At 72.2% G+C, this 25,102-nt stretch carries 21 protein-coding genes; 11 read left to right on the top strand and 10 right to left on the bottom strand.

Going from position 1 to position 25,102, the window contains the following annotated elements; genetic code table 11:
- Positions 1 to 56: 56 nt before the first annotated feature.
- Positions 57 to 545 (top strand): GtrA family protein, encoded by a 489-nt coding sequence (locus HDA32_RS23930; RefSeq protein WP_179645331.1) that lies wholly within the window; start codon positions 57 to 59, stop codon positions 543 to 545.
- Between the two features lie 25 nt (positions 546 to 570).
- Here the strand turns inward: HDA32_RS23930 and HDA32_RS23935 are convergent, their stop codons facing one another.
- Both HDA32_RS23935 and HDA32_RS23940 read right to left on the bottom strand, forming a co-directional pair.
- Positions 571 to 1,050, bottom strand: a complete 480-nt coding sequence (locus HDA32_RS23935; protein WP_179645332.1) for a hypothetical protein — start codon at positions 1,048 to 1,050, stop codon at positions 571 to 573.
- 22 nt (positions 1,051 to 1,072) lie between these two features.
- Positions 1,073 to 2,230: an ICP22 family protein gene (locus HDA32_RS23940; RefSeq protein WP_179645333.1), complete on the bottom strand. Its 1,158-nt coding sequence runs from the start codon at positions 2,228 to 2,230 to the stop codon at positions 1,073 to 1,075.
- Positions 2,231 to 2,628: 398 nt separating this feature from the next.
- Between HDA32_RS23940 and HDA32_RS23945 the strand changes: the two genes are divergently transcribed.
- Both HDA32_RS23945 and HDA32_RS23950 read left to right on the top strand, forming a co-directional pair.
- Positions 2,629 to 3,297, top strand: coding sequence for a response regulator transcription factor (locus HDA32_RS23945; RefSeq protein ID WP_179645334.1), 669 nt, complete (start codon positions 2,629 to 2,631; stop codon positions 3,295 to 3,297).
- A 63-nt stretch (positions 3,298 to 3,360) separates the two neighbouring features.
- On the top strand, positions 3,361 to 4,647 hold the full coding sequence (locus tag HDA32_RS23950) for a sensor histidine kinase (RefSeq protein ID WP_179645335.1): 1,287 nt from the start codon (positions 3,361 to 3,363) through the stop codon (positions 4,645 to 4,647).
- 30 nt (positions 4,648 to 4,677) lie between these two features.
- On the opposite strand, the gene HDA32_RS23955 is transcribed toward HDA32_RS23950, so the two are convergent.
- The 8 genes from HDA32_RS23955 to HDA32_RS23990 form a co-directional block, all read right to left on the bottom strand.
- The gene (locus HDA32_RS23955; RefSeq protein ID WP_179645336.1) at positions 4,678 to 4,887 is read right to left on the bottom strand and encodes a hypothetical protein; all 210 of its coding nucleotides are present in this window, start codon (positions 4,885 to 4,887) and stop codon (positions 4,678 to 4,680) included.
- Positions 4,888 to 5,015: 128 nt separating this feature from the next.
- Positions 5,016 to 5,657: an MBL fold metallo-hydrolase gene (locus HDA32_RS23960; protein WP_179645337.1), complete on the bottom strand. Its 642-nt coding sequence runs from the start codon at positions 5,655 to 5,657 to the stop codon at positions 5,016 to 5,018.
- Entirely contained in the window at positions 5,658 to 6,743 is a 1,086-nt protein-coding gene (locus HDA32_RS23965; RefSeq protein WP_179645338.1) for an S-(hydroxymethyl)mycothiol dehydrogenase, read from the bottom strand.
- A 116-nt stretch (positions 6,744 to 6,859) separates the two neighbouring features.
- The gene (locus HDA32_RS23970) at positions 6,860 to 7,852 is read right to left on the bottom strand and encodes an adenylate/guanylate cyclase domain-containing protein (protein ID WP_179645339.1); all 993 of its coding nucleotides are present in this window, start codon (positions 7,850 to 7,852) and stop codon (positions 6,860 to 6,862) included.
- A 172-nt stretch (positions 7,853 to 8,024) separates the two neighbouring features.
- Entirely contained in the window at positions 8,025 to 8,879 is an 855-nt protein-coding gene (locus HDA32_RS23975) for a biotin--[acetyl-CoA-carboxylase] ligase (protein ID WP_179645340.1), read from the bottom strand.
- 49 nt (positions 8,880 to 8,928) lie between these two features.
- A complete protein-coding gene (locus HDA32_RS23980) occupies positions 8,929 to 11,526 on the bottom strand; it encodes a phosphoenolpyruvate carboxylase (RefSeq protein ID WP_281370527.1) in 2,598 nt (865 codons plus the stop codon).
- A gap of 142 nt (positions 11,527 to 11,668) precedes the next feature.
- The gene (locus HDA32_RS23985; RefSeq protein WP_179645342.1) at positions 11,669 to 13,282 is read right to left on the bottom strand and encodes a hypothetical protein; all 1,614 of its coding nucleotides are present in this window, start codon (positions 13,280 to 13,282) and stop codon (positions 11,669 to 11,671) included.
- Positions 13,258 to 14,046 (bottom strand): ABC transporter ATP-binding protein, encoded by a 789-nt coding sequence (locus HDA32_RS23990; protein ID WP_218882576.1) that lies wholly within the window; start codon positions 14,044 to 14,046, stop codon positions 13,258 to 13,260. The genes HDA32_RS23985 and HDA32_RS23990 overlap by 25 nt, the downstream gene beginning before the upstream one ends.
- A 222-nt stretch (positions 14,047 to 14,268) precedes the next feature.
- On the opposite strand from HDA32_RS23990, the gene HDA32_RS23995 reads away from it, so the two are divergent.
- The 8 genes from HDA32_RS23995 to HDA32_RS24030 all read left to right on the top strand — a co-directional run bounded on the left by HDA32_RS23995 (position 14,269) and on the right by HDA32_RS24030 (position 25,086).
- Complete coding sequence (locus HDA32_RS23995; protein WP_179645344.1) at positions 14,269 to 15,873, top strand: acyl-CoA carboxylase subunit beta; 1,605 nt, start codon at positions 14,269 to 14,271, stop codon at positions 15,871 to 15,873.
- Between the two features lie 14 nt (positions 15,874 to 15,887).
- Entirely contained in the window at positions 15,888 to 16,148 is a 261-nt protein-coding gene (locus HDA32_RS24000; protein WP_179646913.1) for an acyl-CoA carboxylase subunit epsilon, read from the top strand.
- 168 nt (positions 16,149 to 16,316) lie between these two features.
- The gene (locus tag HDA32_RS24005) at positions 16,317 to 18,080 is read left to right on the top strand and encodes an acetyl/propionyl/methylcrotonyl-CoA carboxylase subunit alpha (protein WP_179645345.1); all 1,764 of its coding nucleotides are present in this window, start codon (positions 16,317 to 16,319) and stop codon (positions 18,078 to 18,080) included.
- A gap of 360 nt (positions 18,081 to 18,440) precedes the next feature.
- On the top strand, positions 18,441 to 19,220 hold the full coding sequence (locus HDA32_RS24010) for a hypothetical protein (RefSeq protein ID WP_179645346.1): 780 nt from the start codon (positions 18,441 to 18,443) through the stop codon (positions 19,218 to 19,220).
- Positions 19,217 to 20,545, top strand: coding sequence for a hypothetical protein (locus HDA32_RS24015; protein WP_179645347.1), 1,329 nt, complete (start codon positions 19,217 to 19,219; stop codon positions 20,543 to 20,545). Before HDA32_RS24010 ends, HDA32_RS24015 begins: the two co-directional genes overlap by 4 nt.
- Positions 20,535 to 21,872, top strand: a complete 1,338-nt coding sequence (locus HDA32_RS24020) for a hypothetical protein (protein WP_312863307.1) — start codon at positions 20,535 to 20,537, stop codon at positions 21,870 to 21,872. Before HDA32_RS24015 ends, HDA32_RS24020 begins: the two co-directional genes overlap by 11 nt.
- A 364-nt stretch (positions 21,873 to 22,236) precedes the next feature.
- Positions 22,237 to 23,667 (top strand): dicarboxylate/amino acid:cation symporter, encoded by a 1,431-nt coding sequence (locus tag HDA32_RS24025; RefSeq protein WP_179645348.1) that lies wholly within the window; start codon positions 22,237 to 22,239, stop codon positions 23,665 to 23,667.
- A gap of 150 nt (positions 23,668 to 23,817) precedes the next feature.
- Entirely contained in the window at positions 23,818 to 25,086 is a 1,269-nt protein-coding gene (locus tag HDA32_RS24030) for a chemotaxis protein CheA (protein ID WP_179645349.1), read from the top strand.
- The last annotated feature ends 16 nt before the right edge of the window (positions 25,087 to 25,102 follow it).

A 25,102-nucleotide genomic window follows, 5' to 3' on the forward strand; every position in this document is an offset into this window, starting at 1 on the left:
CGACGCGGCACCCGTGAAAGTCTAGTGACCACCCCGGTGATGGATCGGAACGGCTCTTGAGATTCGTTAGAGCGCTTTACCAGCGTTTTTCCCACCTCGTCCACGAGGTCGCCAAGTTCGGCACCGTGGGCGCCGTGGCCTATGCGGTGCAGCTCACCAGCACGAACCTGTTCTGGTGGGTGCTGGGCATGCCCGAGCTGGCCGGTCAGGCGCTGGGCACGATCTGCGCCACGGTGGTCGCGTTCCTGGGCAACCGGTTCTGGACGTTCAGCCACCGGGAGCGCAGCGGGCTGGGCCGCGAGTACGCGCTGTTCTTCCTGCTGAACGGGGTCGGGCTGCTCATCCAGGTGGCGTGCCTGTGGTTCACCGTCGATGTCCTGGGCCTGGACGGCCCGCTGGCCCGCAACATCGCGGGCAACGTGATCGGTGTCGGCCTCGGCTCGCTGTTCCGCTTCTGGTCCTACCGCAAGTGGGTCTTCCGAGCGGCCCCCTCCGCCGCCCCACCGCCCACCCCCGCCGCCGAGCAGCAGAAGGAGCAGGCGTAGCACCGAGCCGGCAAGAGGCCGACCCTCAGCCGGGCAGCTCCTGGATAAGGGCGTGCACGGCGGCGGTGTCCTTCTCCGGCCACACCACTACGACCTCGCGCCGCACATTCGGCCTGTCGAGGTTCGTTCCGCGGCAGGTCACCATGCCGTCCACGGTCTCCTCGGTGATGCCGAGCCTCTCGCGCGTCTCGGCATCGGGCGGATCCGGATTGACGTAGACGTCGAAGTTCTCATCGGTGCAGAACACTTCGGCTCCGCCTCGACTGGTGGTGAACTGAGCACGGTACAGCGGAAGGTTCGCACCGTTGTGGTCGGCGGTGATCTCCACGTCGGTGGCGTCGGACGGGACGGTCAGGCCGCTGAACTCCTCGAAGGAGGCGCGCAGCTCCTCGATCGCGGTGGGCAGCGGCGAGGGCGTGGCCGGAAAGTTCCCCTGCCGGATCCACGGCTCGTCGTCTCCCCCGCAGCCCGCGGCCAAGGCGACGACGGCGAGAACCCCCGCCATCAGACGTCTCCGAGCCATATGATCAGCCGCTCCCCTCACTGCTCACCCTGGTGTCCCCTGCGATCCAGAATTCCTGGGCCATGCCGTGCCGGTGCAACTCCCACAGCTCCTGCTGACTGAAGGTGAAACCCGGGAAATTGACAGCGGGACTCGTGTCCTGCCTGCCCCAGTCGTAATACTTCCGCAGGTTCACCTGGGTGTCGATCTCGTAGCTCCACTCACCGCCGGGTTCCTCCGGCGGATAGGCCGTGACCTCGCCGACCAGGTTGTAGTTGAAGCTCCCGATCGCATTGGCCCAGTTCGCGTCGTCATAGACGAAGGAGGCGCCGTCGATGGCATCGGGAGGGTAGCCCCAGGCGTTCCAGGCGGTGTTCACCGGAAACGTCACCGGACCGTCGGTGTCCAGGGCCTGCGCCTGCTGAACGGCCTCGATTCCAAGCTCCTGCTGGTGACCGCGCACCTGTTCGTCGAACTCCGGGACGTCGTCCATGAAGCGGTCCATGTCGACGGTCATGGTCTCGCCCGAGCCTCTCAGGAAGTGCCGCAGATACTCGGCCGCGTCAGGGTAGCCCCTGACGTACTCGCCTCCCATGGCAGCCATGAGCGCCTCCTTCCTGACCTGGCACAGCCGGTGCATCGGGGCTCTTCCGGTGCACTTGTACCCGGGGACCTCCTCCTCGGCGCCGTACTGCTCCCTTGACTCCAGCGCCAAGTCGACCTCTGGATGCATGTCACGCGGCAGGCCGGAGAAGGGGTCTCCGTCGGACTCACCCGGTCGGCACAGGGGATTGCACGGGTCCCGCTCCTCTTCCGGGCCGGGAAGCAGCACCGGAGTCGTGGCCATGTAGGGCCACGTGGAGTCGGGGTCGATCTCCGGTTCGGCAGGGTCGGCTTCGGGCACGTCGAGATCCGCGGGCTCGCCGGGGTAGGTGGGCGGATCCCGGCCGATGTCCGGATCAGCGCCTGGCGCGTCCTCGCTCTCGTCGCCGGGACCGTCTGCGACAGGAGCACCCTGTTCCGGATTGAGCGCCTGGTCAACGGCATCGGTGATTCCCGTGGCGATCCGTTCGGAGACTCCGGAGGCGATGACCACGCCGACGATGGCGGCCACCAGCAGGATGACGGCCGCGTATTCCGCGAACGACGCGCCGCGTTCGGGATCGGATATTCGTCTTAGCATGAACCCGCAGACCGATTTCGGGGGATTTGTAGGCAAGCCGATCAAGCGTAGCGAGGCGGCCATGAGGTGGAACAGAGTCCCAGGCCCCTAAGAAGGACCCAAACTTTTGGGCCTTCTTGGGCCCTCTTGGGCCCATATCCCGACAACGCCGACGGCCCGGGGCCGTTGGAGGGCGGGACACGCGGAGGGCGGCGGAGTGTCGGCGCCGGTGGGGGGCGCGGGGTAGAACGGGAGACGGCGGAGGCGTGTTCGCTGCCCCGGCTTTCCCGGCACCGATGGGGCGGGTTGCGAAGTAAGCGAATTATGCCTGTTATGGGAGTTGCGCATTTTTGGTCAACGCTTGGTCAAGCGGCGCGCATAATAGGGAAAACCCTCCGCCCCGATTTACGATCGGGTGCATGACCTGCGTTTTGCTGGCCGAAGACGACGTTTCGATCTCCGAGCCGCTCGCCCGTGCGCTCCGCCGGGAAGGGTACTCGGTCGATGTCACCGTCGAAGGCGTGGAGACTCTCGAACGCGCCCGCGCGGGCGATGTGGACCTACTCGTCCTCGATTTAGGGCTGCCCGAGATGGACGGTCTCGAAGTGGCCCGACGATTGCGTGCGGAAGGGCACGGAACCCCCATCCTGATCCTGACCGCCCGGGCCGACGAGGTCGACACCGTCGTGGGGCTGGACGCGGGGGCCGACGACTACGTCACCAAGCCGTTCCGGCTCGCCGAACTGCTCGCCCGCGTGCGCGCCCTGCTGCGCCGCGGCGGGGCCGAGGTCCCGGTCGTGCACGGCGTGCGCATCGACAACGACTCGCGCCGAGCCTGGCTGGGCGACCGGGAGCTCCAACTCACCACGAAGGAGTTCGACCTGCTCCGGGTGCTCGTCCGCGACGCCGGCAAGGTGGTGACCCGCGAGCAGATAATGCGCGAGGTGTGGGACACCAACTGGTGGGGGTCGACGAAAACCCTGGACATGCATATCTCCTGGCTGCGCCGTAAGCTCGGCGACGACGCCAACCAGCCGTCCTACATCACGACGGTGCGAGGGGTGGGCTTCCGGTTCGAGCGGGAATGACCGAGGACCCGCGGCGCGGCGCCCCGGCACCGGGAACCGGGAGCCACGCGAGCAAGGGGTGACATGCGCAGGCGGATGCTGTTCTCCACGCTGGTGGTCGCCATCATCGCGGTGATGCTGCTCGGGCTGCCGCTGGGGGCGCTGACGTACCAGTCCGTCTACGACGAGAACGTCGCCCAGCTCCAGCGCGAGGCCGAGGTCATCGGCGCCGAGGTCGACGCGCAACTGGAACACGAGGGCGGCATCGACGCCGAGCACTTCAGAACCGTCTACCCCCAGCGCCACATCGTGATCACGCCGCCCGCCGGGGAGGGCAGCGTCACCACCGGCGGGTGGAACGACCGGTCCGGGGAGGCCGACAACGGCGGCACGTTGAAGGCGGAGGCCACCACGGCCGACGGCACCCTGGTCCAGGTGTGGCGCGACACCAGCGGGGTCCGCGAGAGCATCATCAGTGCCTGGGTGGGGATCGCGTCCCTGTCGCTGCTGGCCATCGGCGTGGCCGTGGGCCTGGCCATGATCCAGGCGCGCCGGCTCACTCTGCCGCTGGTGGACCTCGCAGCGACCGCGGAGCGGTTGGGATCCGGGGTGACCACCCCCTGGGGGCACCGCTACGGCATTCCCGAGGCCGACCGCGTGGCCGAGGTCCTCGACCGCAGCGCCGAGCGCATCGCCGGGCTCATCGCCACCGAGCGGCACTTCGCCACCGACGCCTCACACCAGCTCCGCACGCCGCTCACGGCGCTGACGATGCGCCTGGAGGAGATCATCGCCGAAGCCCACAGCCCCGACGTGGTCCGGGAGGAGGGCGAGGCCGCGCTCGCCCAGACCGAGCGGCTGGTGGAGATCGTGGAGAGCCTGCTGGGCCGGGCCCGCAAGACCCAGAACCCCGAAGTGGAGCCGGTGCAGATCGACGACGTGCTGGAGCAGTTCATGGGCGAGTGGGCGCCGATGTTCAGCCAGGAGGGGCGGGAGCTGCGGCTCGTCGGGGAGAGCGGGCTGACCGCCATGACCGTGCCCACCGACCTGTCGCAGATCCTGGCGACGCTCGTGGAGAACGCGTTCAAGCACGGAGCGGGGACGGTGACCGTGCGCCGCGTCGAGTCCGGCCAGTCGGTGCGCATCGAGGTCAGCGACGAGGGGGACGGCGTCCCCGAGGAGCTCTCTCCCCGCATCTTCGAGCGCGAGGTCAGCGGCGGCAACGGCACTGGGCTGGGACTCGCGCTGGCCCGGCACATCGCCGAGTCCGAGGGCGCGCGGGTCGAGCTGATCATGGCCAAGCCGACGACGTTCGCGCTGTTCCTGCCCGCCGGGGCCGGCGGGCTGTCCCGGGTCACCGGTCCGGTGTGACCGGCGCCCGGGGATCGGCGCGCTCCGCGGTCACTCCGAGGGCTGCGGCAGTGAGGGGCAGTCGACCTCCGGGTTGACGCCGATGTAGTTCAGCGGCCCGGCCAGGATGGTGACGACGGTGCTTCCGACCGTGGCGCAGCTCTGGTCCGATCCGCTGAAGTACCCGCGCTGGCCGGCTGCGAGCACTCCGATGAGCAGCCAGACGATGATGAGTCCCGGTACGAGGGCCTTGCCGCGCATTGCTGCCTCCTGGGGGGTGGAGTCCGGATGTCGGTCCGCCGGCGGTCGCGATAGCAATACCCGATGCCCGTGGACAAAACGTCGTTTCCGGCCCGGGGCGGCGAAGCACATTCCCGCCGCAGGGTCTCTCAGTGCCCCCGGGCGATCCACTCCTCCAGGTGCGGGGCTTCGTCGCCGATCGTGGTGGAGTCGCCGTGCCCGGTGTGCACGACCGTCTCCGGCGGCAGGGTGAGCAGCCGGTCGCGGATGGAGTCGACGATCGTGGGGAAGTCGGAGTAGGACCGGCCGGTGGCGCCCGGACCGCCCTTGAACAGAGTGTCGCCGGTGAACACGATGCCGAGCTCCGCGGCGTGCAGGCAGACGGCCCCGGGCGCGTGGCCGGGGGTGTGCAGCACCTCCAGTTCGACGTCGCCGGCCTGCAACCGCTCCCCGTGCAGCAGCGGCGCGTCGGGCTCGCGGTCGGGATGGACCATGTGCCACAGCGGCGCGTCGTCGGGGTGCAGCAGGATCGGCGCCTCGGTGAGGTCGGCCAGCGCGGCCGCGGCGTTGACGTGGTCGTTGTGCGCGTGCGTGCACACGATCGCCATCAGCTCGCGGTCGCCCAGCGCCCGCGCGATCGCCTCGTGGTCGTGGGCCGCGTCGATCACCACCGCCGTGCGCTCGTTGCCGACGATCCACACGTTGTTGTCGACGTCCCACTCGCCGCCGTCCAGCCGGAAGGTGCCGGACGTGACGAGGTGGTCGACCGGGATCGGGGGGTTCTCGGTCATCTAGAGGACCACCACCGAGCGCAGCACATCACCGCGGTGCATCTTGTTGAACGCCTCCTCAATGTCGTCCAGGGCGATCTTCTCGGACACGAACCCCTCGAGGTTGAGCCGGCCCTGCAGGTACAGGTCGATGAGCATCGGGAAGTCGCGGGAGGGCAGGCAGTCGCCGTACCACGACGACTTCAGCGCGCCGCCCCTGCCGAACACGTCGAGCAGTGGAAGGTCGATGCGCATCTCCGGTGTCGGCACGCCCACCAGCACCACGGTCCCGGCCAGGTCGCGGGCGTAGAACGCCTGCTCGTAGGTCTCGGGGCGGCCGACGGCCTCGATGACGACGTCGGCGCCGTTGCCGCCGGTGAGCTCCCGGATCGCCTCCACCGGGTCGGTGCCGCGGGAGTTGACGGTGTGGGTGGCGCCGAAGCCGCGCGCCCACTCCAGTTTGCGGTCCTCCACGTCCACCGCGATGATCCGCGCCGCGCCGGCCAGGCGCGCCCCGGCGATCGCGGCGTCGCCCACCCCGCCGCAGCCGAACACGGCCACCGAGTCGCCCCGGGTGACGCCGCCGGTGTTGACGGCCGCGCCGATGCCGGCCATCACCCCGCAGCCCAGCAGGCCGGCCACGGCCGGGCTCGCCTCGGGGTCGACCTTGGTGCACTGCCCGGCCGCCACCAGCGTCTTCTCGGCGAACGCCCCGATGCCCAGCGCCGGTGAGAGTTCGGTGCCGTCGGTCAGCGCCATCTTCTGGGCGGCGTTGTGAGTGTCGAAGCAGTACCAGGGCCGGCCCCGTCGGCAGGCCCGGCACTCGCCGCACACCGCCCGCCAGTTCAGGACCACGTAGTCGCCCGGCGCGACCTCGGTGACCCCCTCGCCCACCGCCTCGACCACGCCCGCGGCCTCGTGCCCGAGCAGGAACGGGAACTCGTCGCCGATGCCGCCCTGCCGGTAGTGCAGATCGGTGTGGCACACCCCGCACGCCTGCACCTTCACCAGCGCCTCGCCGGGTCCCGGATCCGGGACGACGATGGTCTCCACGGCGACGGGGGCGTTCTTCTCCCGCGAGATCACGGCCTTGACTTCATGCGGCATGTCGGCTCCTCCACTCACACCTGATCGTGCCCCATCGCGTTCGCTGGGTCCCTCCAACATGCCGGATGCGGACCCCGTTAGGAAGATCCTCTCCCGACTTGTGGAAGACCCGGCCGTCAGAGGTGGCGTGCGACCTCGAAGCTGCGGCGCAGCGCGTAGGGCTGGAGCTGGCCGAGCCCGTGGGCGTGCCGCGCCCGCGCCCCGACCACCTGGTAGGCCTCGTCGTCCTCCAGGAGGCCGGCGAGGGCCTCGTCGACGAGGACGGTGCCGGGGCGGGCGAAGGAGGTCAGGCGGCTGGCCCGGTTCACCGTCGTGCCGAACACGTCGCCGAGCAGCGCCAGCACCGGCCCGTAGGCCAGGCCCACGCGCACGTCGGGCACCTCGACGTGGGTCTTCACCCCGTCGGCGAGCTGCAGCGCGATCTCGGCGGCCTGGTCGGCGGAGTTGGTGACGTAGAGGATCTCGTCGCCGAGCGTCTTCACCACGCGGCCGCCGCCGGAGGCGACGATGTCGGCCGAGGTCGCCTCGAAGCCCTCGACGACCTCGGCCAGCCCCACCTCGTCGAGCTCGCGGCTGAGCGTGGTGAAGGAGACCAGGTCGGCGAACCCGACCACCAGCGGGAAGTAGTTCGGCGCCGCGTCGTCGCTCTGCTCCATGACGGCGAGGGTCCGGACGGCCGACGCCGCGAGTTGGCGCCGCCAGATGTGCACGAGCAGCCGTTCGACGTCGGGCAGCACCTCCAGCAGCGAGCCGATCCGGTCCTGCGCCTGGTCCTCGCCCGGCGCGCGGGAGAGGGTGGTGAGGATGCTGGTCTGCCACTCGGCGAGCCGGGCCATCGTCTGCCCCATGGCGCGGGCCAGCCGGACGGCGGCCTCCTCGTCGAGCATGCCCTGGTGCATCAGCTCGGCGGTGACGCGCAGGGCGTCGACGTCGCTGTCGGTGAAGGAGGGGGTGTCGTCACCCTGCGTCGCGAAGCCCAGGGCCCGCCAGATCCGGGTGGCGAACTCCTGGGACGCGCCGGAGCGGCGCACGGCCTCCTCGCGGGTGTACCGCGCCTCGCCTCCCAACAGGGCGGCTTCGATCTCCTTGGGGTCGGGACGCGGCGGCATACGCTCTCTCGTGTTCGAGGTCGAAAAGGCGGCGAAGGGACGGACCCGCCCGGCGCACGAGGCGTGCGCGTGACTGTCGGTTTAGTACGTGGGGGTCGGGTTGGTCAAGGAGATCCCCGTGTTGCGCGGGCCGACCGGGTCGGCGCGGCCGCGGCCGCACGCGGCCCCGGGCTCACGCGGCGGGCCGGACGTGCACCACATCGCCGGCGCTCAGCGAGGTGCGGCCGCCGCCGGCGGTGCGCACGGTGAGGCGGCCGTCGGCGTCGACGCCGACCGCCTCGCCCTCCAGCAGCCGCTCGCCGGGCAGGCGGACCCGCACCTCGCGGCCGATCGTGGTGCAGTGCTCCCGGTACTCCGCCGCCAGGCCGCACGCCTCGGCGTCGCCGCCGTGCTCCAGCCAGGCGCGGTAGCGGTCGGCGAACCCGCGCAGCACGGCCCGCAGCAGGGGGTCGCGGTCGGTGCAGGGGGCCCCTTCGAGGAGCAGTGAGGTCGCGGTGTCCACGGGCAGTTCGGCCCTGCTCTGGGAGACGTTGAGCCCCATGCCGATCACGATGGCGGTGCCGTCGGGCGAGGACGCCGCCTCGGACAGGATCCCGGCGAGCTTGCGCTCGGCGTCCGCGGCCGTGGAGACGACGTCGTTGGGCCACTTCAGTCCGGCCGCCGCCTCGGCGACCCGGCCGATGCCGCGCACCGCGGCCACCCCCATGAGCAGGGGCAGCCAGCCGTAGCTGCTGGGCGCGACATCGGGGCGCAGCAGGACGGAGAAGGTCAGCGCGGCCCGCGCCGGCGTGTGGAAGGCCCGGTCCAGCCGCCCGCGCCCTGCCGTCTGATGCTCGGTGACCAGCACCGCCCCCTCGGCCGCCCCCTCCCGGGCGCGTCCGATGAGTTCGGTGTTGGTCGATCCGAGCTCGGGCAGCACCTCGATCTCCCGCCACGGCCCGCCGGGCCGCACGAGCGCGCGCTCCAGGGCGGCCCGCCGCAGCGGCGGCCGGTCGAGGTCGCTGAAGGGGGAGGAGTCGGTGGCCATGCCCCCATTCAACCGCCTCCGACCCGGTGCCGTGACCCATGCCGCCGGGTCAGCCGGTGTTCTGCAGGCCGGCGGCGACGCCGTTGACCGAGAGCAGGAGCAGGCGTTCCAGGTGGTGCTGGTCCTCCTCCGAGAGCCGCTCGGGCTCGGTGCGCAGCGCGGCCAGGGCCCGCAACTGCAGGTGCGACAGCGCGTCGACGTAGGGGTTGCGCAGGTCCACGGCGCGCGACAGGACGCTGCGGTTCTCCAGCAGGCGCTCGTGCCGGGTGACCTTGAGGACCAGGTCGCGGGTGCGGTCGTATTCGGCGAGCACCCGCTCGGTGAGCTCCGGGCGGTCGCCCAGCGCCAGGTAGCGCTCGGCGATCGTGCGGTCGGTCTTGGCCAGGCTCATCTCGGCGTTGTCCAGCAGCGAGGCGAACAGGGGCCACTCGACGTAGGCGGCGTGCAGCTCGTCCAGGTCCTCGACCGCGGCGAGGCCGCTGCCCAGCCCGTACCAGCCGGGCAGGTTGACGCGGGTCTGGGTCCAGGCGAACACCCACGGGATGGCGCGCAGGTCGTCCAGGCCGCGCGCGGCCGAGCGGCGCGACGGGCGCGAGCCCAGCCGCAGCTCCCCGAGCTCCTCCAGCGGGCTGACCCGGGAGAACCACTCCGCGAAGCCCTCGGTGTCGATGAGCTTCCTGTATGCGGTGTGCGCCGCTTCGGCGATCCGGTCGGCGACGACGCGGAACCGCGCGGCCGCGGCCTCCGCCCGCTCCTCGACCGTCGCCGTCGACGCCATCAGCACGGCATGGCCCACCTGCTCGATGTGGCGGCGGGCGATGGCGGGCTGGCCGTAGCGGGCGAAGATGACCTCGCCCTGCTCGGTGACCTTGAACCGGCCGGCGACCGATCCCGGCGCCTGCGCCAGCAGCGCCCGGTTGGCGGGGCCGCCGCCGCGGCCCAGCGAGCCGCCGCGGCCGTGGAACAGGGTGAGCCGGACGTCGTTGCGCCGCGCCCACTCCGCGAGCCTGCTCTGGGCGTCGTAGAGCCGCAGGGTGGCGCTGACCGGCCCGACGTCCTTGGCCGAGTCGCTGTAGCCGAGCATGATCTCCAGGCGGCGGCCGGTCTCGTCCAGCCGGCGCCGCACGTCGGGCAGCTCCAGCATGCCGTCGAGCACCCCCGGCGACGCGTCCAGGTCCGCGCCGGTCTCGAACAGCGGCACCACGTCGAGCACGGGGGCCTTGCCGGTCGGCAGGGCGTGGGAGGCCAGCTCGTAGACCGCCGCGACGTCGGCCGCCGAGCGGGTGAAGCTGACGACGTAGCGGCGGCAGGCGTCGACGCCGAACCGCTCCTGGATCCAGGCGACGACCCGCAGCGTGGCGAGGACCTCCCGGGTCCTCTCCGACGGCTCCGCGCCGGCGCGCAGCTCCTCCAGCGCCTTGGCGTGCACATCGCTGTGCTGGCGGATCTCCAGCTCGGCGAGGTGGAAGCCGAACGTCTCGGCCTGCCAGACGAGGTGCTGCAGTTCGCCGTAGGCCTGCCGGACGGCACCGGCCGCGGCCAGGGACTCCTGCACGGTGCGCAGGTCGGCCAGGAGCGCCTCGGGGCCGGGGTAGGCCAGGTCGGCGTCGCGCTCGCGAGTGGCGCGCAGCCGCTCGGTGGCGAACAGCAGCAGCTGGCGGTGCGGCTCGTTGGGCGAACGCTTGACGATCTCGCTCATCAGGCGCGGGTAGCCGGCCTGGGCGGTGGCCAGGGTGTCGCGCAGGTCCTCGCCGGCCGGCGTGAGGTTGCCGTAGGCGGTCAGGGTCCGCGCGATGCGCCCGCAGGCGTTCTCCAGCGCGAGCAGGACGTGCTCGGACTGGATGGCGATCGCCTCGCGGGTGATCTCGTGGGTGACGAACGGGTTGCCGTCGCGGTCGCCGCCGATCCAGCTGCCGTAGCGCACGAACGGCTTGGCCAGCGAGGGCCGCCGCCCGGTGCCGTCGGGGTCGATCGCGGTGTCGAGGGCCCGGTAGATCTCGGGGACCACCCGGAAGATCGTCTCGTCGAAGGCGGCCATCGCGGTGCGCACCTCGTCCAGCGGGTCCAGCTTGGTGTAGCGGAGCTGGGAGGTGCGCCACAGCAGGTCGATCTCCTCCATGAGCCGCCGGTGCGCCTCGGCCTCGGCCGAGCTGCCCGGGTGGGCGCCGCGGAACCGCTCCAGCTGCTCGCTCACCCGCAGGATCGACGTCGAGACCGCGCGCCGGCGCGCCTCGGTGGGGTGGGCGGTGAGAACGGGATGGAACTCCATGCCGGCCACGAGTTCGCGCAGCCGGTCCTCGCCGTAGCCGTCCCTGATGTGGCGGACCGCCGCCGCCAGCGACTCCCGCGGGGGGTTGTCTGCGTCGTCGCGCTCCCGCAGGGACCGCATCCGGTGGTGCTCCTCGGCCAGGTTGGCGAGGTGGAAGTAGACGGTGAAGGCCCGCGCCACCTGCTTGGCCCGCTCCAGTGGCCATGAGGCCACCAGGGCGGTGATCTCCTCTCCGGTGACCGAGCCGTCCCTGGCGCCGATGACGGCGTGCCTGAGGCGCTCCACGTCGGCCAACAGATCCTTGCCGCCGCTCTCGGCCAGCACCGTTCCGAGCATCTCGCCGAGCAGGCGGACGTCGCTGCGCAACTGGTCGGGCATCTCCTGGCGGGCACTGTCGCGTTCCGCGCTAACCGCTGTCATGTGCCTCACCCTACCCAGATTGGTCTCTACCAATTGGCTCCGGGGGCGGACACTAGGGCCTGACCGGCGAATCCGCGGGTCGGGGGCGCGCCGTTCGTCCTCAGTCCGCCGGGCGGCCCACCTTGGCCATGATCTCGGGGAGTCTACGCGCCCCCGTCCCGGCGGCGATCGCCACTCCGGCCCCCGCTGCGGCCGCGCCGTACAGTGCGCCGCCGATGAGCACGTGGAGGCCCCGGTCCGGGCCGAGGCCGTAGGCGGCCAGGTAGATCGGGACCGCGAGGATGTTGACGACGATGAACGCGGCGCAGAGCGCGAGCGAGACGACCAGGCCCTGCCCTGCTCCGGGACCGGCGAAGGGGTTGTGGGAGCGCTCGGGCAGCGCGTAGGGCAGCAGGACGCTCATGAGCACGCCGACGCCGAGCGACAGCCCGAACCCGCCCAGGGCGACCCCCGCGTACAGCATCCAGCCGGACCCCGCCTGAGCCTCCGGCGCCGCGCTGAGGGAGCGCAGGACCGTGAACGCCATGAGCAGCGGGGAGCAGAGCACGCTCAACGCCAGGAGTGCGCCGCTGAACTCCGCACGCAGGTCGCGCGCCGACGCCGTTGTGATCGCGGTGGTCCACAGAGCGGCCCCCTGCAGGCCGAAGTAGTTCGAGGTCAGGGTCAGCGCGCTGATGGAGCCCACCATCAGCATCAGGGGGACGGAGGGGTCGGGGACCGGGCCCTCGATCTCGACCCTGACCACCAGCGTCAGCATGAGCAGGAAGCCCAGCATCAGCACCAGCGTCACGACGTTGGCCTTGCGGCGCGGTTCCCGCCAGGCGTAGCGCAGCTCCCTGGCCAGCACCGCGGCGGTGCGCGGCGGCAGCCACCCCGGGCCGAAGCCCCCGGTGTGCGAGGCCCGCACCGTGGTGCCGCCCGCGGTCGCGCCGTGGCCGGTCAGGGCGCGGCCGAGCAGCCGCGTCCAGCACCACGCGAGCAGCGCCACCACAGCGGCGACCGCCGCCAGGCGGAGCGCCGCCGCTCCGTGGGCGCCGGCCCCGACGTCGGCGATGGCCTGCGCGGCCATGCCGGGCGGGGCCCAGCGCAGCCAGCCGGCGAGCGCGACCACGGCGACGCCGATGTCCTCCGGCCCGAACAGGGAGATGCTCCATTGGCCGAGTACGACGGCCCCGACGACCAGCACCATGCCGGCGATCATCACGTCGGATCCGCGCCTGCCGCGCAGCACCGGCAGCAGCAGGAGCGGCAGCGTCCGGCCCAGCAGCAGGCACAGCAGTATGGTGAGCGCGACGGCGACCACCGCGACGGGGACCGATGGCGCTCCCCTGGTCAGGCCGACCACGCTGCCCGACAGCGCGATGAAGCCCGCGATCGGCGCGACGCCGACCGCCGCCGCCGCCAGCAGACCGGCCGCCGCCGTGCGGGGCCGCAGCGGCAGCAGCGCGAACCGGGCGGGGTCGAGCGTCTCGTCGGAACGGAACATGAAGATCGGCGCGACCGCCCAGCCCAGCGCGAACGCGGTGAAGACGAGCACGCCCACGTCGCCGGCCGCCTCGCCCGCGCCGCGCAGCAGGGCGAACCCGGTGAACCCCGCTCCGGCCGCCGCCACCCCGGCGGCCACGCCGACGACGAAGGCGAGCGTGCGCGTGATGTCGCCGCGCAGCCCTCCGGCGATCAGGCTCAGCTTCAGCCGGACGAAGTCCCGAGCCACGCCAGGCCTCCGTCCTCCCCTTGGGCGCGCACGCCCACGATCGCCAGGAACGCCTCGTGCAGGGAGCGCCCGCCGCGGATGGAGCCGACCTCGCCGGCCGCGACCACCCGTCCCCGGTTCAGGATCGCGACGCGGTCGCACAGCTGCTCCACCAGCTCCATGACGTGGCTGGAGAAGATCACCGTGGAACCGGAGCGGGTGTAGCGCTCCAGCACCCGCCGGATCGTGCCGGCCGACACCGGGTCGACCCCCTCGAACGGCTCGTCGAGGAAGAGCACGGCGGGGTTGTGCAGCAGCGCCGAGGCCAGCCCGACCTTCTTGCGCATCCCGGTGGAGTAGTCGACGACCAGATGGTTCGCCGCACCCGTCAGATCGAGGACGTCGAGCAGCTCATCGGCGCGCGCCGCCACCACGTCGGCCGGCAGGCCGTGCAGCCGCCCGGTGAAGCGCAGCAGCTCCCGGCCCGAGAGCCGGTCGAACATCCGCACGCCCTCCGGCAGCGCCCCCATGCGCGCCTTCGCCGCCGCGGGGTCGCTCCAGACGTCGTGGCCGAGGATCTCCACCCGGCCGGCGCTGGGCCGCAGCAGGCCGGTGATCATGGACAGCGTCGTGGTCTTGCCCGCACCGTTGGGCCCCACGAGCCCGAAGAAGCTGCCCGCGGGCACCTCGAGGTCGATCCCCGCGACGGCGGTGTGGGCGCTGTCCGCGGTGGAGCTCCCGAACCGCTTGACGAGGCCCTGGGCCCGGACGGCGAATTGGGTCATACCAGGAACCGTAGCCGACCTCCGCCCTCCGCCCGGGGCACCCGCCGCCATCGGCCGGAGGGTGTCGGCCCGCGGCGGGGCGCGGCCGCTGCGGACGGCACCGAACGCATCCGGCCGGCTCAACGGCTGCGGCCGGTCTGACCTGTGCGTATCCCCACTTACCACCGAGTAACCGGGGCCGTGTCCCCATGCGGATCAGCGGCGGGACTACCCTGAATCCTTATGGCGACCGAAGCCCCTGAACCGCTGCCCGCGGCGGAGATCGACATCCACACCACCGCGGGCAAACTCGCCGACCTGCAGCGTCGCCGCTATGAGGCGGTACACGCGGGGTCCGAGCGAGCCATTGAGAAACAGCACGCCAAGGGCAAGATGACCGCGCGCGAGCGCATCGACGCCCTTCTGGACCCCGGATCGTTCGTGGAGTTCGACGCGCTTGCGCGGCACCGCTCCACCAACTTCGGCCAGGAGGGCAACCGCCCCTACGGCGACGGCGTGGTCACCGGCCACGGCACGGTCGACGGTCGGCCGGTGGCGGTGTTCAGCCAGGACTTCACCGTCTTCGGCGGCTCGCTGGGCGAGGTGTTCGGCGAGAAGATCGTCAAGGTGATGGACCACGCGCTCAAGACCGGCTGCCCGGTCGTCGGCATCAACGACTCCGGCGGCGCGCGCATCCAGGAAGGCGTGGTGGCGCTGGGCCTCTACGCCGAGATCTTCAAGCGCAACGTGCACGCCTCCGGGGTGATCCCGCAGATCTCGCTGGTGCTGGGCCCCTGCGCGGGCGGCGCGGTGTACTCCCCGGCCATCACCGACTTCATCGTGATGGCCGACCAGAGCTCGCACATGTTCATCACCGGCCCCGACGTGATCAAGACCGTCACCGGTGAGGACGTCGGCTTCGAAGACCTGGGCGGGGCGCGCACCCACAACTCCCGCTCCGGCGTGGCCCACTACATGGGCGCCGACGAGGGCGACGCCATCGACTACGTCAAGGCGCTGCTGTCCTACCTCCCGGCCAACAACCTGGAGGAGCCGCCGGTCTACGACTCCGACGCCGAGCCCGAGGTCACCGAGGCCGACCTGGAGCTCGACGCCTTCGTCCCCGACTCGGCCAACCAGCCCTACGACATGCGCACCGTCATCGGCCACGTCCTGGACGACGGCGAGTTCCTGGAGGTGCACGCCCAGTTCGCCCCCAACATCGTGGTGGGCTACGGGCGCGTGGAGGGCCACCCGGTCGGCGTGGTGGCCAACCAGCCGATGAGCCTGGCCGGCACGCTCGACATCGACGCCTCGGAGAAGGCCGCGCGGTTCGTGCGCACCTGCGACGCCTTCAACGTCCCGGTGCTGACCTTCGTGGACGTGCCCGGCTTCCTGCCTGGCACCGACCAGGAGTGGAACGGCATCATCCGGCGCGGCGCCAAGCTGCTCTACGCCTACGCCGAGGCCACGGTGCCGCTGGTCACGGTCATCACCCGCAAGGCCTACGGCGGCGCCTACGACGTGATGGGCTCCAAGCACCTGGGCGCCGACGTCAACCTGGCCTGGCCCACCGCCCAGATCGCGGTGATGGGCGCCCAGGGCGCGGTCAACATCCTGCACCGGCGCACGCTGGCCGAGGCCACCGACGCCGAGTCGGAGCGGGCGCGGCTGATCCAGGAGTACGAGGACACGCTGGCCAACCCCTACAGCGCGGCCGAGCGCGGCTACGTCGACGGGGTGATCCTGCCCTCCGAGACCAGGGTGTCGGTGATCAAGGCGCTGCGCGGCCTGCGCAACAAGCGCAAGCAGCTCCCGCCCAAGAAGCACGGGAACATCCCGCTGTGAGGGAACGAGAGGCCGTGAGCGGGCGGGAGACGGCCCCCGGCATCCCCGAGCAGAGCCCGGCGCCCCGGCTGCGCATCGTTCGGGGCGACCTCGCTCCCGAGGAGACCGCGGCCCTCGTCGCGGTGCTGACCGCGCGCGCCCGCGCCGCGCGGGCCGCAGCGGGGGCCGCCGAGGAGCCGGCCCCGCGCTCGGCGTGGCGGGACCGCTCGCGGCTGGTGCGCCGCCCGCTGCATCCGGGTCCGGGCGCATGGCGGATGAGCCTGCGCTCCGGGTGATCCCGGCCCGGCCGCCGCGGCGATCGTGTCAGTCGGCCTTTTTCGTCCACGTCCCATCCACGACCAAGCAGAGGTATCCCGGCCGTGCCGGTCCTCGCGCGCCCTTCCTAGACTCTCAGCAGCGGCGCGGGAACCGGCCGGTGCCGTACTCAGGAGGAATGTTCGACCGTGCGTAAAGTCCTCATCGCCAATCGGGGCGAGATCGCGGTCCGGGTGGCGCGCGCCTGTCGGGACGCCGGTCTTGGCAGCGTCGCGATCTATGCCGAGCCCGACCTGGAAGCCCTGCACGTCAAGGTCGCCGACGAGGCCCACGCCCTGGGCGGTTCCACTCCGGCCGAGTCCTACCTCGACATCGACAGGATCCTGGGCGTCGCCGCGGCCTCCGGTGCCGACGCGGTGCATCCGGGCTACGGGTTCCTGGCCGAGAACGCCGAGTTCGCCGAGGCCGTCATCGAGGCCGGGCTGGTCTGGATCGGCCCGCCGCCCTCGGCGATCCGGTCGCTGGGCGACAAGGTCCAGGCCCGCCACATCGCCCAGAAGGTCGGCGCGCCGCTGGTGGCCGGCACCGCCGACCCGGTCTCGGGCTCCGCGGAGGTGGTGGCCTTCGCCGAGGAGCACGGGCTGCCGATCGCGATCAAGGCCGCGTTCGGCGGCGGCGGCCGCGGCCTGAAGGTCGCCCGCACCCTGGATGAGGTCGCCGACGCCTACGACTCGGCGGTGCGCGAGGCCGTGGCCGCGTTCGGGCGCGGCGAGTGCTTCGTGGAGCGCTACCTTGACCGGCCCCGCCACGTCGAGACCCAGTGCCTGGCCGATGCGCACGGCAACGTGGTGGTGGTCTCCACCCGCGACTGCTCGCTGCAGCGCCGCCACCAGAAACTGGTCGAGGAGGCCCCCGCCCCGTTCCTCACCGCCGAGCAGGAGGAGCTGCTGCGCGCCTCCTCCAAGGCGATCCTGCGCGAGGCCGGCTACGTGGGCGCGGGCACGTGCGAGTTCCTGGTCGGCGTCGACGGCACGGTCTCCTTCCTGGAGGTCAACACCCGGCTGCAGGTGGAGCACCCGGTCACCGAGGAGGTCACCGGCATCGACCTGGTGCGCGAGATGTTCCGCGTCGCCGAGGGCGAGAAGCTGGGCTACGACGACCCCGAGGTCCGCGGGCACTCCTTCGAGTTCCGGATCAACGCCGAGGACGCCGGGCGCACCTTCATGCCCGCCCCCGGCACCATCACCTCCTTCAACCTGCCGGGCGGGCCGGGCGTGCGCGTCGACACCGGCTGCGAGACCGGGTTCACCGTGCCCCAGGCGTTCGACTCGATGGTGGCCAAGCTCATCGTCACCGGAGCCGACCGCACCCAGGCGCTGCAGCGCTCGCGGCGGGCGCTGGCCGAGTTCGAGGTGGGCGGCATGCCCACCGTCATCCCGTTCCACCAGGCCGTGGTCACCGACCCCGCATTCGCCCCAGCGGCCGCCGATGAGCCCTTCTCCGTGCACACCCGCTGGATCGAGACCGAGTTCGACACCGTCATCGAGCCCTACGCCGGCGCCGCCGAGCAGGCCGATGCCGAGCCGCGCGAACGCGTGACCGTGGAGGTCGGCGGCAGGCGGGTGGAGGTCGTGCTGCCCGCCGGCCTGGGCCTCGACGCGGGTGCCGCGCGCACCGGCGCCAAGAAGCCCCCCAGGCGCGGCTCCGGCAGCGGGACCGCCGCGGCGGTCGGCGGCGATGCGCTGGTCAGCCCGATGCAGGGCACCGTGGTCAAGCTCGTGGCCGAGAACGGCCAGGAGGTCGCCGAGGGCGACGCCGTCGTCGTCATCGAGGCCATGAAGATGGAGCAGCCCCTGACCGCCCACAAGAGCGGCACGGTCACCGGGCTGTCGGTCTCCGCTGGCGAGACCGTCTCCAACGGCGGCGTCGTCTGCGAGATCAAGGACTCCTGACCGGGTCGTGACCGCTGCGGGTGGTTTCAAGGGGCTGCCGCAGCGGCTGCGTGGTGCCGGAGACCGTGGCCGCAGGCTTTCCGCGCACCACCCGGTGGCCTGGAGGACAACCATCGCCCACCCCGCTGCAGCCACCACCGGAGACCACCGTTGAAATAACGCTCACAAGGTCAACGTGAGTTTCAACCTCGGCCATCGGGGGTCGAGGTGGAAGGGACCCACCCGCACGCCCTCCCTTCTGGGGCTGGGCTTGGAGACCCCCTGGGGTCGAGGTTGAAACTCAAGGCCAAGATCAGCGAGAGAACCACCGTGCGCACCCGCACACCGCCGTCGTTCGGCGCCCCGCTAACATGTCCGGCCATGACATCCGGGAGCAGAGCGGCCGCGTTCGCGGCGGTGCTCGCCGCCGTGCCCGGTGCGCTCCTTCCCTCGTCGGCCGCGCTCGCCGCACAGGTCGACCAGGGCAAGGCCGAGTTCTACGCCGAGCGGCTCGCCGAGGACCCCGTCCACGTCAGCGACCACCTGGCCGGCCGCTACGACCGTGAGGGCACCGCCGAGGAGCTGCGCGGCACGCTGGCCCGGCTGGACGTGCCCGTCCACGCCCTGGTGCTGCCCGTCGCCGTCTCCGACCCCGTTGACGAGAGCCTGCTCGCCGCCGTGCACGACCGCCTCGGCGAGGACGGCCTCTACCTGCTCTTCCCCGCCTCGGGGGCCGGGGTGAGCGGCACGGCCCACGGGGTGGACGTGCCGCTGGAGGCCGCGCTCGACGCCACGCGGTTCTCCGGTGACCTCGACTACGACGCCCCGGTCGCCGAGGTGGCCGCGCACTTCGTGGACGCGGCCCTCGCCGAGGACCCCGAGGCGTCGGCCGAGAGCGCCCGCGAGGAGATCGGCCGGAACGGCGAGGAAAGCGAGGAAGGCGAGGAGGGCCCGGACGCCGGGTTCCTCACCGAGTTCCTCGGCGGCGACCTCGACCCCGCCCGCCCGGTCGGCCGCGAGAACATCGGTTTCGTCACCGGCACCGCGCTGGGGGCCGCGGTGACCGGCGCGCTCGTCGTCTTCGTGCGCCGCCGCACAAGGGCGCGGCCGGCCGCGCCCGGCCGGAGACCGGGTGGCGTCCGGCCCCGGAGGCGCACGTGAGTCCCCGTCCCGCGTCCGCGCGCCGCATGCCCGTTGCGGCGCTGCTGTGCTGCGCGCTGCTCACCGCGCCGGGCCCGACCGCGCGGGCCTTCGCCTCCGACCGGCCCGCCAACCCGGTCACCACCGTCCCGCCCTACGTCACCGACACCGCCCGGGCCGACCGCGTGGCCGAAGGGCTGCGGGAGTCGCCGCTGTTCGTCGACCCCGAGGCCGCCTCGTCGCTGAACGCCGAGGAGCGGGCCGGGCTGCGCGACCGGCTGGCGGGCGCCGACGTGCCGGTCCGCATCGCGGTGCTCCCCTTCTCCCTCGACGACGCGTCCGGCGGCGACCCCGAGGTGTTCCTGCACGCGCTGCACGACGCCCTCGGGGAGGAGGGCGTCTACGTCGCGCTGGAGGCCCACCGGGAGAGCCGCGGCTATGTGCACGCGGTGGCGTTCGACGTGCCCATCGACCTGGAGCTCTCCGACGAACTGAGCTACAGCGGCCGCGAGGGCGCCTCCGACGCCGAACTGCTGGCGGCCACCCTGGACGAGGTCGACGCCGCTCCCGCGGGTCCGGCCGGGAGCCCCGCCCCCCACGTCCCCCTCCCCGACACCGACACCGGCGATTCCGGTTCGCCCGCGCAGGACTACCTGTACGGGGGTTTCATCCCCGGGCTGCTGATCGTGGGGCCGCTGCTGGCGCTCCTGGTGTGGGGCCTGGGCACGCTGGTGCTGCGCGCCGCGCGCCGGAGCCCTCTGCTGTCGGCCGCCGCCGTGCGGACGCCCGGCGCCGGAGCGGGCTCCTCCGGGCCCGCCGAGGCGGCCCGTCCCCGCCAGGCGCCGCGCAGGCCCTCCCGCGGCCACCTGGTACGGACCCTCAACACCGAGCTCCAGGCCCTGAGCGAGGAGATCGCCGAGGCCGGTGAGGAGCACCCGCACCGGCGCCGCGCCGTCAACGCCTTCGACGCGGCCGGCATCCTGGCGCGGGAGCACCGCGACCAGTTGGACCTCGTCGGCGCGATCGTGCTGGCGCGCGACGGCAGGCAGGCGCTGTCCCGCGAGCGCGGCCGGCGGACCCGGCCGGCCTGCATGGTCAACCCGCTGCACGGCTCCGCGCCGGACACCGGCCGCAAGACCGACGTCCCCGGCATGGGCCGGGTCCGGGTCTGCGCGGACTGCGCGCGCCTGCCCGCCGAGACGCTGCGCCGCAGAATCCTGCTGGTCGGGCACGAGGGCCGGCGGGTCGCCCACCACGAGACCGCACGCTTCTGGATCACCGTCGAATACGGCGAGCACACCCGGGATCTGCCCGAACGGGTCATGGAGGAACTCGGTGTCCATTGAACGTCGCCTCGCCGCGGGCCTGGCCGCGGCCCTGTTCGGCGCCGCGGCCGCCCTGGGCTGGAGCGCCCCGGCCGGAGCCGATGCCGACAGCCCCGCCCAGCGCATCGCCGAATCGCTGCGGGAGTCCCCGGTCTACGTGGACCCGTCGCTGGACTCGGCCCTGCCCGAGGAGGACCGCGCCGCGCTGGCCGAGCAGATCGAGGAGAGCGGGGAGCCGATCCGCGTCGTCCTCGTCCCGCTGGTCAGCGGCGACGCCTGGCAGGGCGACCCGGACCAGCTGGTCGGCGCGGTGCACGACCGCATGGGCGGCGAATCCGCCTCCTACCTCACCCTGGGCTCCTCCGATCAGTTGCACGGCACGGGCTTCCCGACCGAGGAGGGCGACAACGCCCACTACGCCGCGCTGGCCGTGAGCTACGAGAACGACTTCGCCGACGTGCCGATCGCCGACAGGATCCGGCGGGCGGTGGAGATCACGGCTGCCGGGCGGGGCCGGGAGGTCTACGAGCGCGAGACGGCCCGCTACGAGGAGGAGCACCCGCCCGAGGACGGCGGCCCGGGCCTGCCGGAGATCGAGGGCGAGAGCGGCGCCGGGGACGACGGCGGGTCGGCCTGGCCGACCCCGGCTGTGATCGCGGCCGTGATCGCGGCCGTCGCCGTGGTGTTCATCGGGGCCCTGCCCGTGCTCTGGCGGCGCTGGTCGGCCCGGGTGCGCGTCCCGGCCCTGCCGCAGCACGCGGTGTTCGACAACGCCGACGACGCCCGCCGCGACGAGGTGGCCGCCCGGACCCACCGGGAGCTGGTGGAGGTCGGGGAGCGCCTGGAAGGCGCGGACATCGACGCCGGGCCGGAGGCCGCGACGGCCGCCCACCAGGAGGCGCTGGACGCCTACGCCGCCGCGGGCAAGGCCTACGACGCCGCGCAGGGCGGTCCGGACGGCCTGGCCGACCTGGCCGGTGCGCTGGTCCTGCTCGACGTGAGCGAGGACGCCCTGAGCCTGGCCGAGGCCGCCACCGCGGGCAGGCGCGCGCCGAAGCGGCGCGCGCACTGCTTCTTCAACCCGCTGCACGGAACGGCCACCAGGCCGACCCCGTGGCGCGCGGTGGGCACCCGGCGCGGCGTCACCGTCCCGCTGTGCTCGGCGTGCGCCGCGGCCGTACGCGACCGCAGGACGCCCCAGGCGCTGACCGTCGAGCACGAGGGGCGGCGGGTCCCCTACTACGAGGTTCCCGCCGAGGAGAGCGTCTGGTCGGCGACGGGCTACGGCGCGCTCCGCGGCGACCTGGTGCAGCGCATCCTCCGCGGCGACCTCCGCCGCTCGGGGTAGGGGTCCGCCTCCCCCGTCACCGGGGCCCCGCGGCCCCGGCCCGGGGGGGGGCGGGGTCCGCGGCGACCGGACGTTCCGGGACCGATACGACCAGAGACCCACCCGGGAATAAAACGGATTCTTTGGCTATTGTTGTCTCTTGTGACGAATCTTTGGGGACTCACCCAGCGGCGGCACATCGACCTGTGCCGGTTCGCCAGTCACGCGTGTCGTTAGCCCCGACTCCGCCCGCCGATCGGCCTCCCGGCCGAGCCTCCGCGTTCCAGGCGCCCGAGTCCCACACCGGTCCGCGCGCCCTCCTCCCCCCGGAAAACCCCGCCCACGACCGCGGGTTTTCGCCGTCTCCCCGATCTTGGAGTCACCCGTGCTGTCCGCACTCCGGCGCGTACCGTTCGCCGTCCAGGTCCTGTTAGCACTCGTCGTCGGCCTCGCGCTCGGTCTGGTCGCCCGCCAGCTCGGCGGCACGGCCGACGCCCCGAACTGGCTGGCCGTCACGCTCGACACCATCGGTTCGACGTTCGTCACGCTGTTGAAGGCGATCGTCCCGCCGCTGATCCTGCTGGCCGTCATCTCCTCCATCGCGAGCCTGCGCAACGTCACCAACGCCGCCCGCCTGGCCGGCCAGACGCTGCTGTGGTTCGCCGCCACCGCGCTGATCGCCGTGAGCATCGGCATCGGGCTGGGGCTGGGAATCCGCCCCGGCGTGAACAGCGGCGTGGACGCCGCCTCCGCGGAGGACCCGGACAGCAGCGGATCCTGGCTGGCGTTCCTGGAGAGCCTGGTCCCCGCCAACTTCCTCGGCCTGTCCGCCGGAACCTCCGACGACGGCACCGGCGCGCTCACCACCTCGCTGGACTTCAACGCCCTGCAGCTCATCGTCATCGCGATCGCGATCGGCATCGCGGCCGTCAAGGTCGGCAGGTCAGCCGAGCCTTTCCTCGCCTTCACCCAGTCCGCGCTGGACATCGTGCTGAAGGTGCTGTGGTGGATCATCCGGCTGGCCCCGCTGGGCACCATCGGCCTGCTGGGCAACGCGGTCTACAGCTACGGCTGGACCACCATCGGCGCCCTGGGCAAGTTCACCCTGGCGATCTACATCGGCCTCGTACTGGTGCTGTTCGTCGTCTACCCGATCCTGGCCCTGGCCAACGGCCTGTCCCCGCTGAAGTACTTCTCCGGCGTGTGGCCGGCCGTGCAGCTCGGCTTCGTGTCCCGCTCCTCCATAGGCACGATGCCCGTCACCCAGCGCGTCGCCGAGACCAACTTCGGCGTTCCCCGGGCCTACGCCTCCTTCGCGGTGCCGTTCGGCGCCACCACCAAGATGGACGGCTGCGCCGCGATCTACCCGGCCGTCGCGGCGATCTTCGTCGCCCAGTTCTTCGGCGTGGAACTCGGCATCACCCACTACCTGCTGATCGTGTTCGTCTCCGTGATCGGCTCCGCGGCCACCGCCGGCACCACGGGCGCGACCGTCATGCTCACGCTGACGCTGTCGACGCTGGGCCTGCCGCTGGAGGGCGTCGGCCTGCTGCTCGCCGTCGACCCGATCCTGGACATGGGCCGCACCGCCACCAACGTGGCCGGTCAGGCGCTCGTCCCGGCCGTCGTGGCCAAGCGCGAGAAGATCATCGACATCGAGCGCTACAACGCCCCGCGCGGGCTCGGCGGGTTCGTCGACCCCGAGTTCTCCAGCCCGGCCGAGCAGGCCGCGGCCGCCGCGCAGGAGCGGCAGGAGAAGGGGGCCGCCGACACGGGCGCGGACGCGGACAGGGTCTCGGCGCCGAGCACACCCTGACCTGCGCTCCCGCATCGACCCCGATGAGAGCGCAAGGGCGGCTCGCCCGTCGGATGAGCCGCCCTTAGTCTTTGGTCACATCCCGCGCCGCGGGAACCATCGGCCCCTCCCATTCGTCTGTCATGAGTGAGGGAGGCGAGAGGAACGATCATGTTGCGCCGCTTGGCAGTACCCGCCCTGCTCGCCGCAGGGCTCACAGTCTTCACGGCGGCTTCGCCGGCGAACGCCGCCGAGGCCCCCAGTCCGAGCGAGGTCGCCGGCGACCTCCAAAGTGACCACATCTTCGTCGACCCCGCGAGCGCGGAGGACATCCCGCAGGCCGAGATCGACGCCATGGGGCAGGCGGCGGAGAGCGCCGAGACCCCCGTCTACTTCGTCATCCTGCCCGAGGAAGCGTTCGCCTCGGAGACGACCGCGGCGGACTATCTGTCGCAGGTCAGGGACGAGGTCGGCGAAGGCACCTACGCGATGGCCGTCGGCGGCAGCGAGGTGCTGCGCTCCGACGTCATCTCGGAGGGCGACCAGGAAGCGATCTACAACGAGTGGACGTCGGCCCAGAACCCGGTCGACGGCATGGTCAGCGTGGCCGAGGGGGCCGATGAGGCGGCCGACTCCGCCGCCGCGTCGAGCGTCTTCGGCATGGTGCTGCTGGGCGTCCTGGCCCTGGCCGTGGTCGGCGGCGGCTTCTTCCTGTACAACTCCAAGAAGAAGCGCGAGGCCAAGGCCGCGCAGGAGCTCGCCGACATCAAGAAGATGGCGGCCGAGGACGTCACCCGGCTCGGCGAGGACATCGCCGGCCTGGAGATCGACCTGACCAAGGTCGACGAGCCCACGCGCACCGACTACACCCACGCGATGGACTCCTACGACCGCGCCAAGTCCTCCCTGGACACCATCCAGCGGCCCGACGAGATCCAGCAGGTCACCACCGCGCTGGAGGACGGCCGCTACTACATGACCGCCACCCGTGCCCGGATGCACGACGAGCCGGTCCCCGAGCGCCGCAAGCCCTGCTTCTTCAACCCGCAGCACGGGCCGTCGCAGCAGGACGTCATGTGGGCGCCGCCCGGCGGCTCGCCCCGCTCGGTCCCGGCCTGCCCCGCCTGCACCCAGGCGGTGCTCTCCGGCCACGACCCCGACGTGCGCATGGTCGAGGTCGACGGTCGGCGCCGGCCCTACTACGACGCCGGTCCCGCCTACGCGCCCTACGCCGGCGGCTACTTCGGGATGGACATGATGATGGGCATGTTCACCGGCATGATGATCGGCAACATGATGGGGTCCATGATGGGCGCCGGCATGGGCGACATGGGCGCCGGTGACATGGGAGGCGGTGACCTCGGCGGAGGCGACTTCGGCGGAGGCGACTTCGGTGACTTCGGCGGCGGGGGCGACTTCGGCGGATTCGGCGACTTCTAGCCCGTCACCCTCACCG

Source organism: Spinactinospora alkalitolerans (assembly GCF_013408795.1).
GTDB classification, from domain to species: Bacteria; Actinomycetota; Actinomycetes; order Streptosporangiales; family Streptosporangiaceae; genus Spinactinospora; species Spinactinospora alkalitolerans.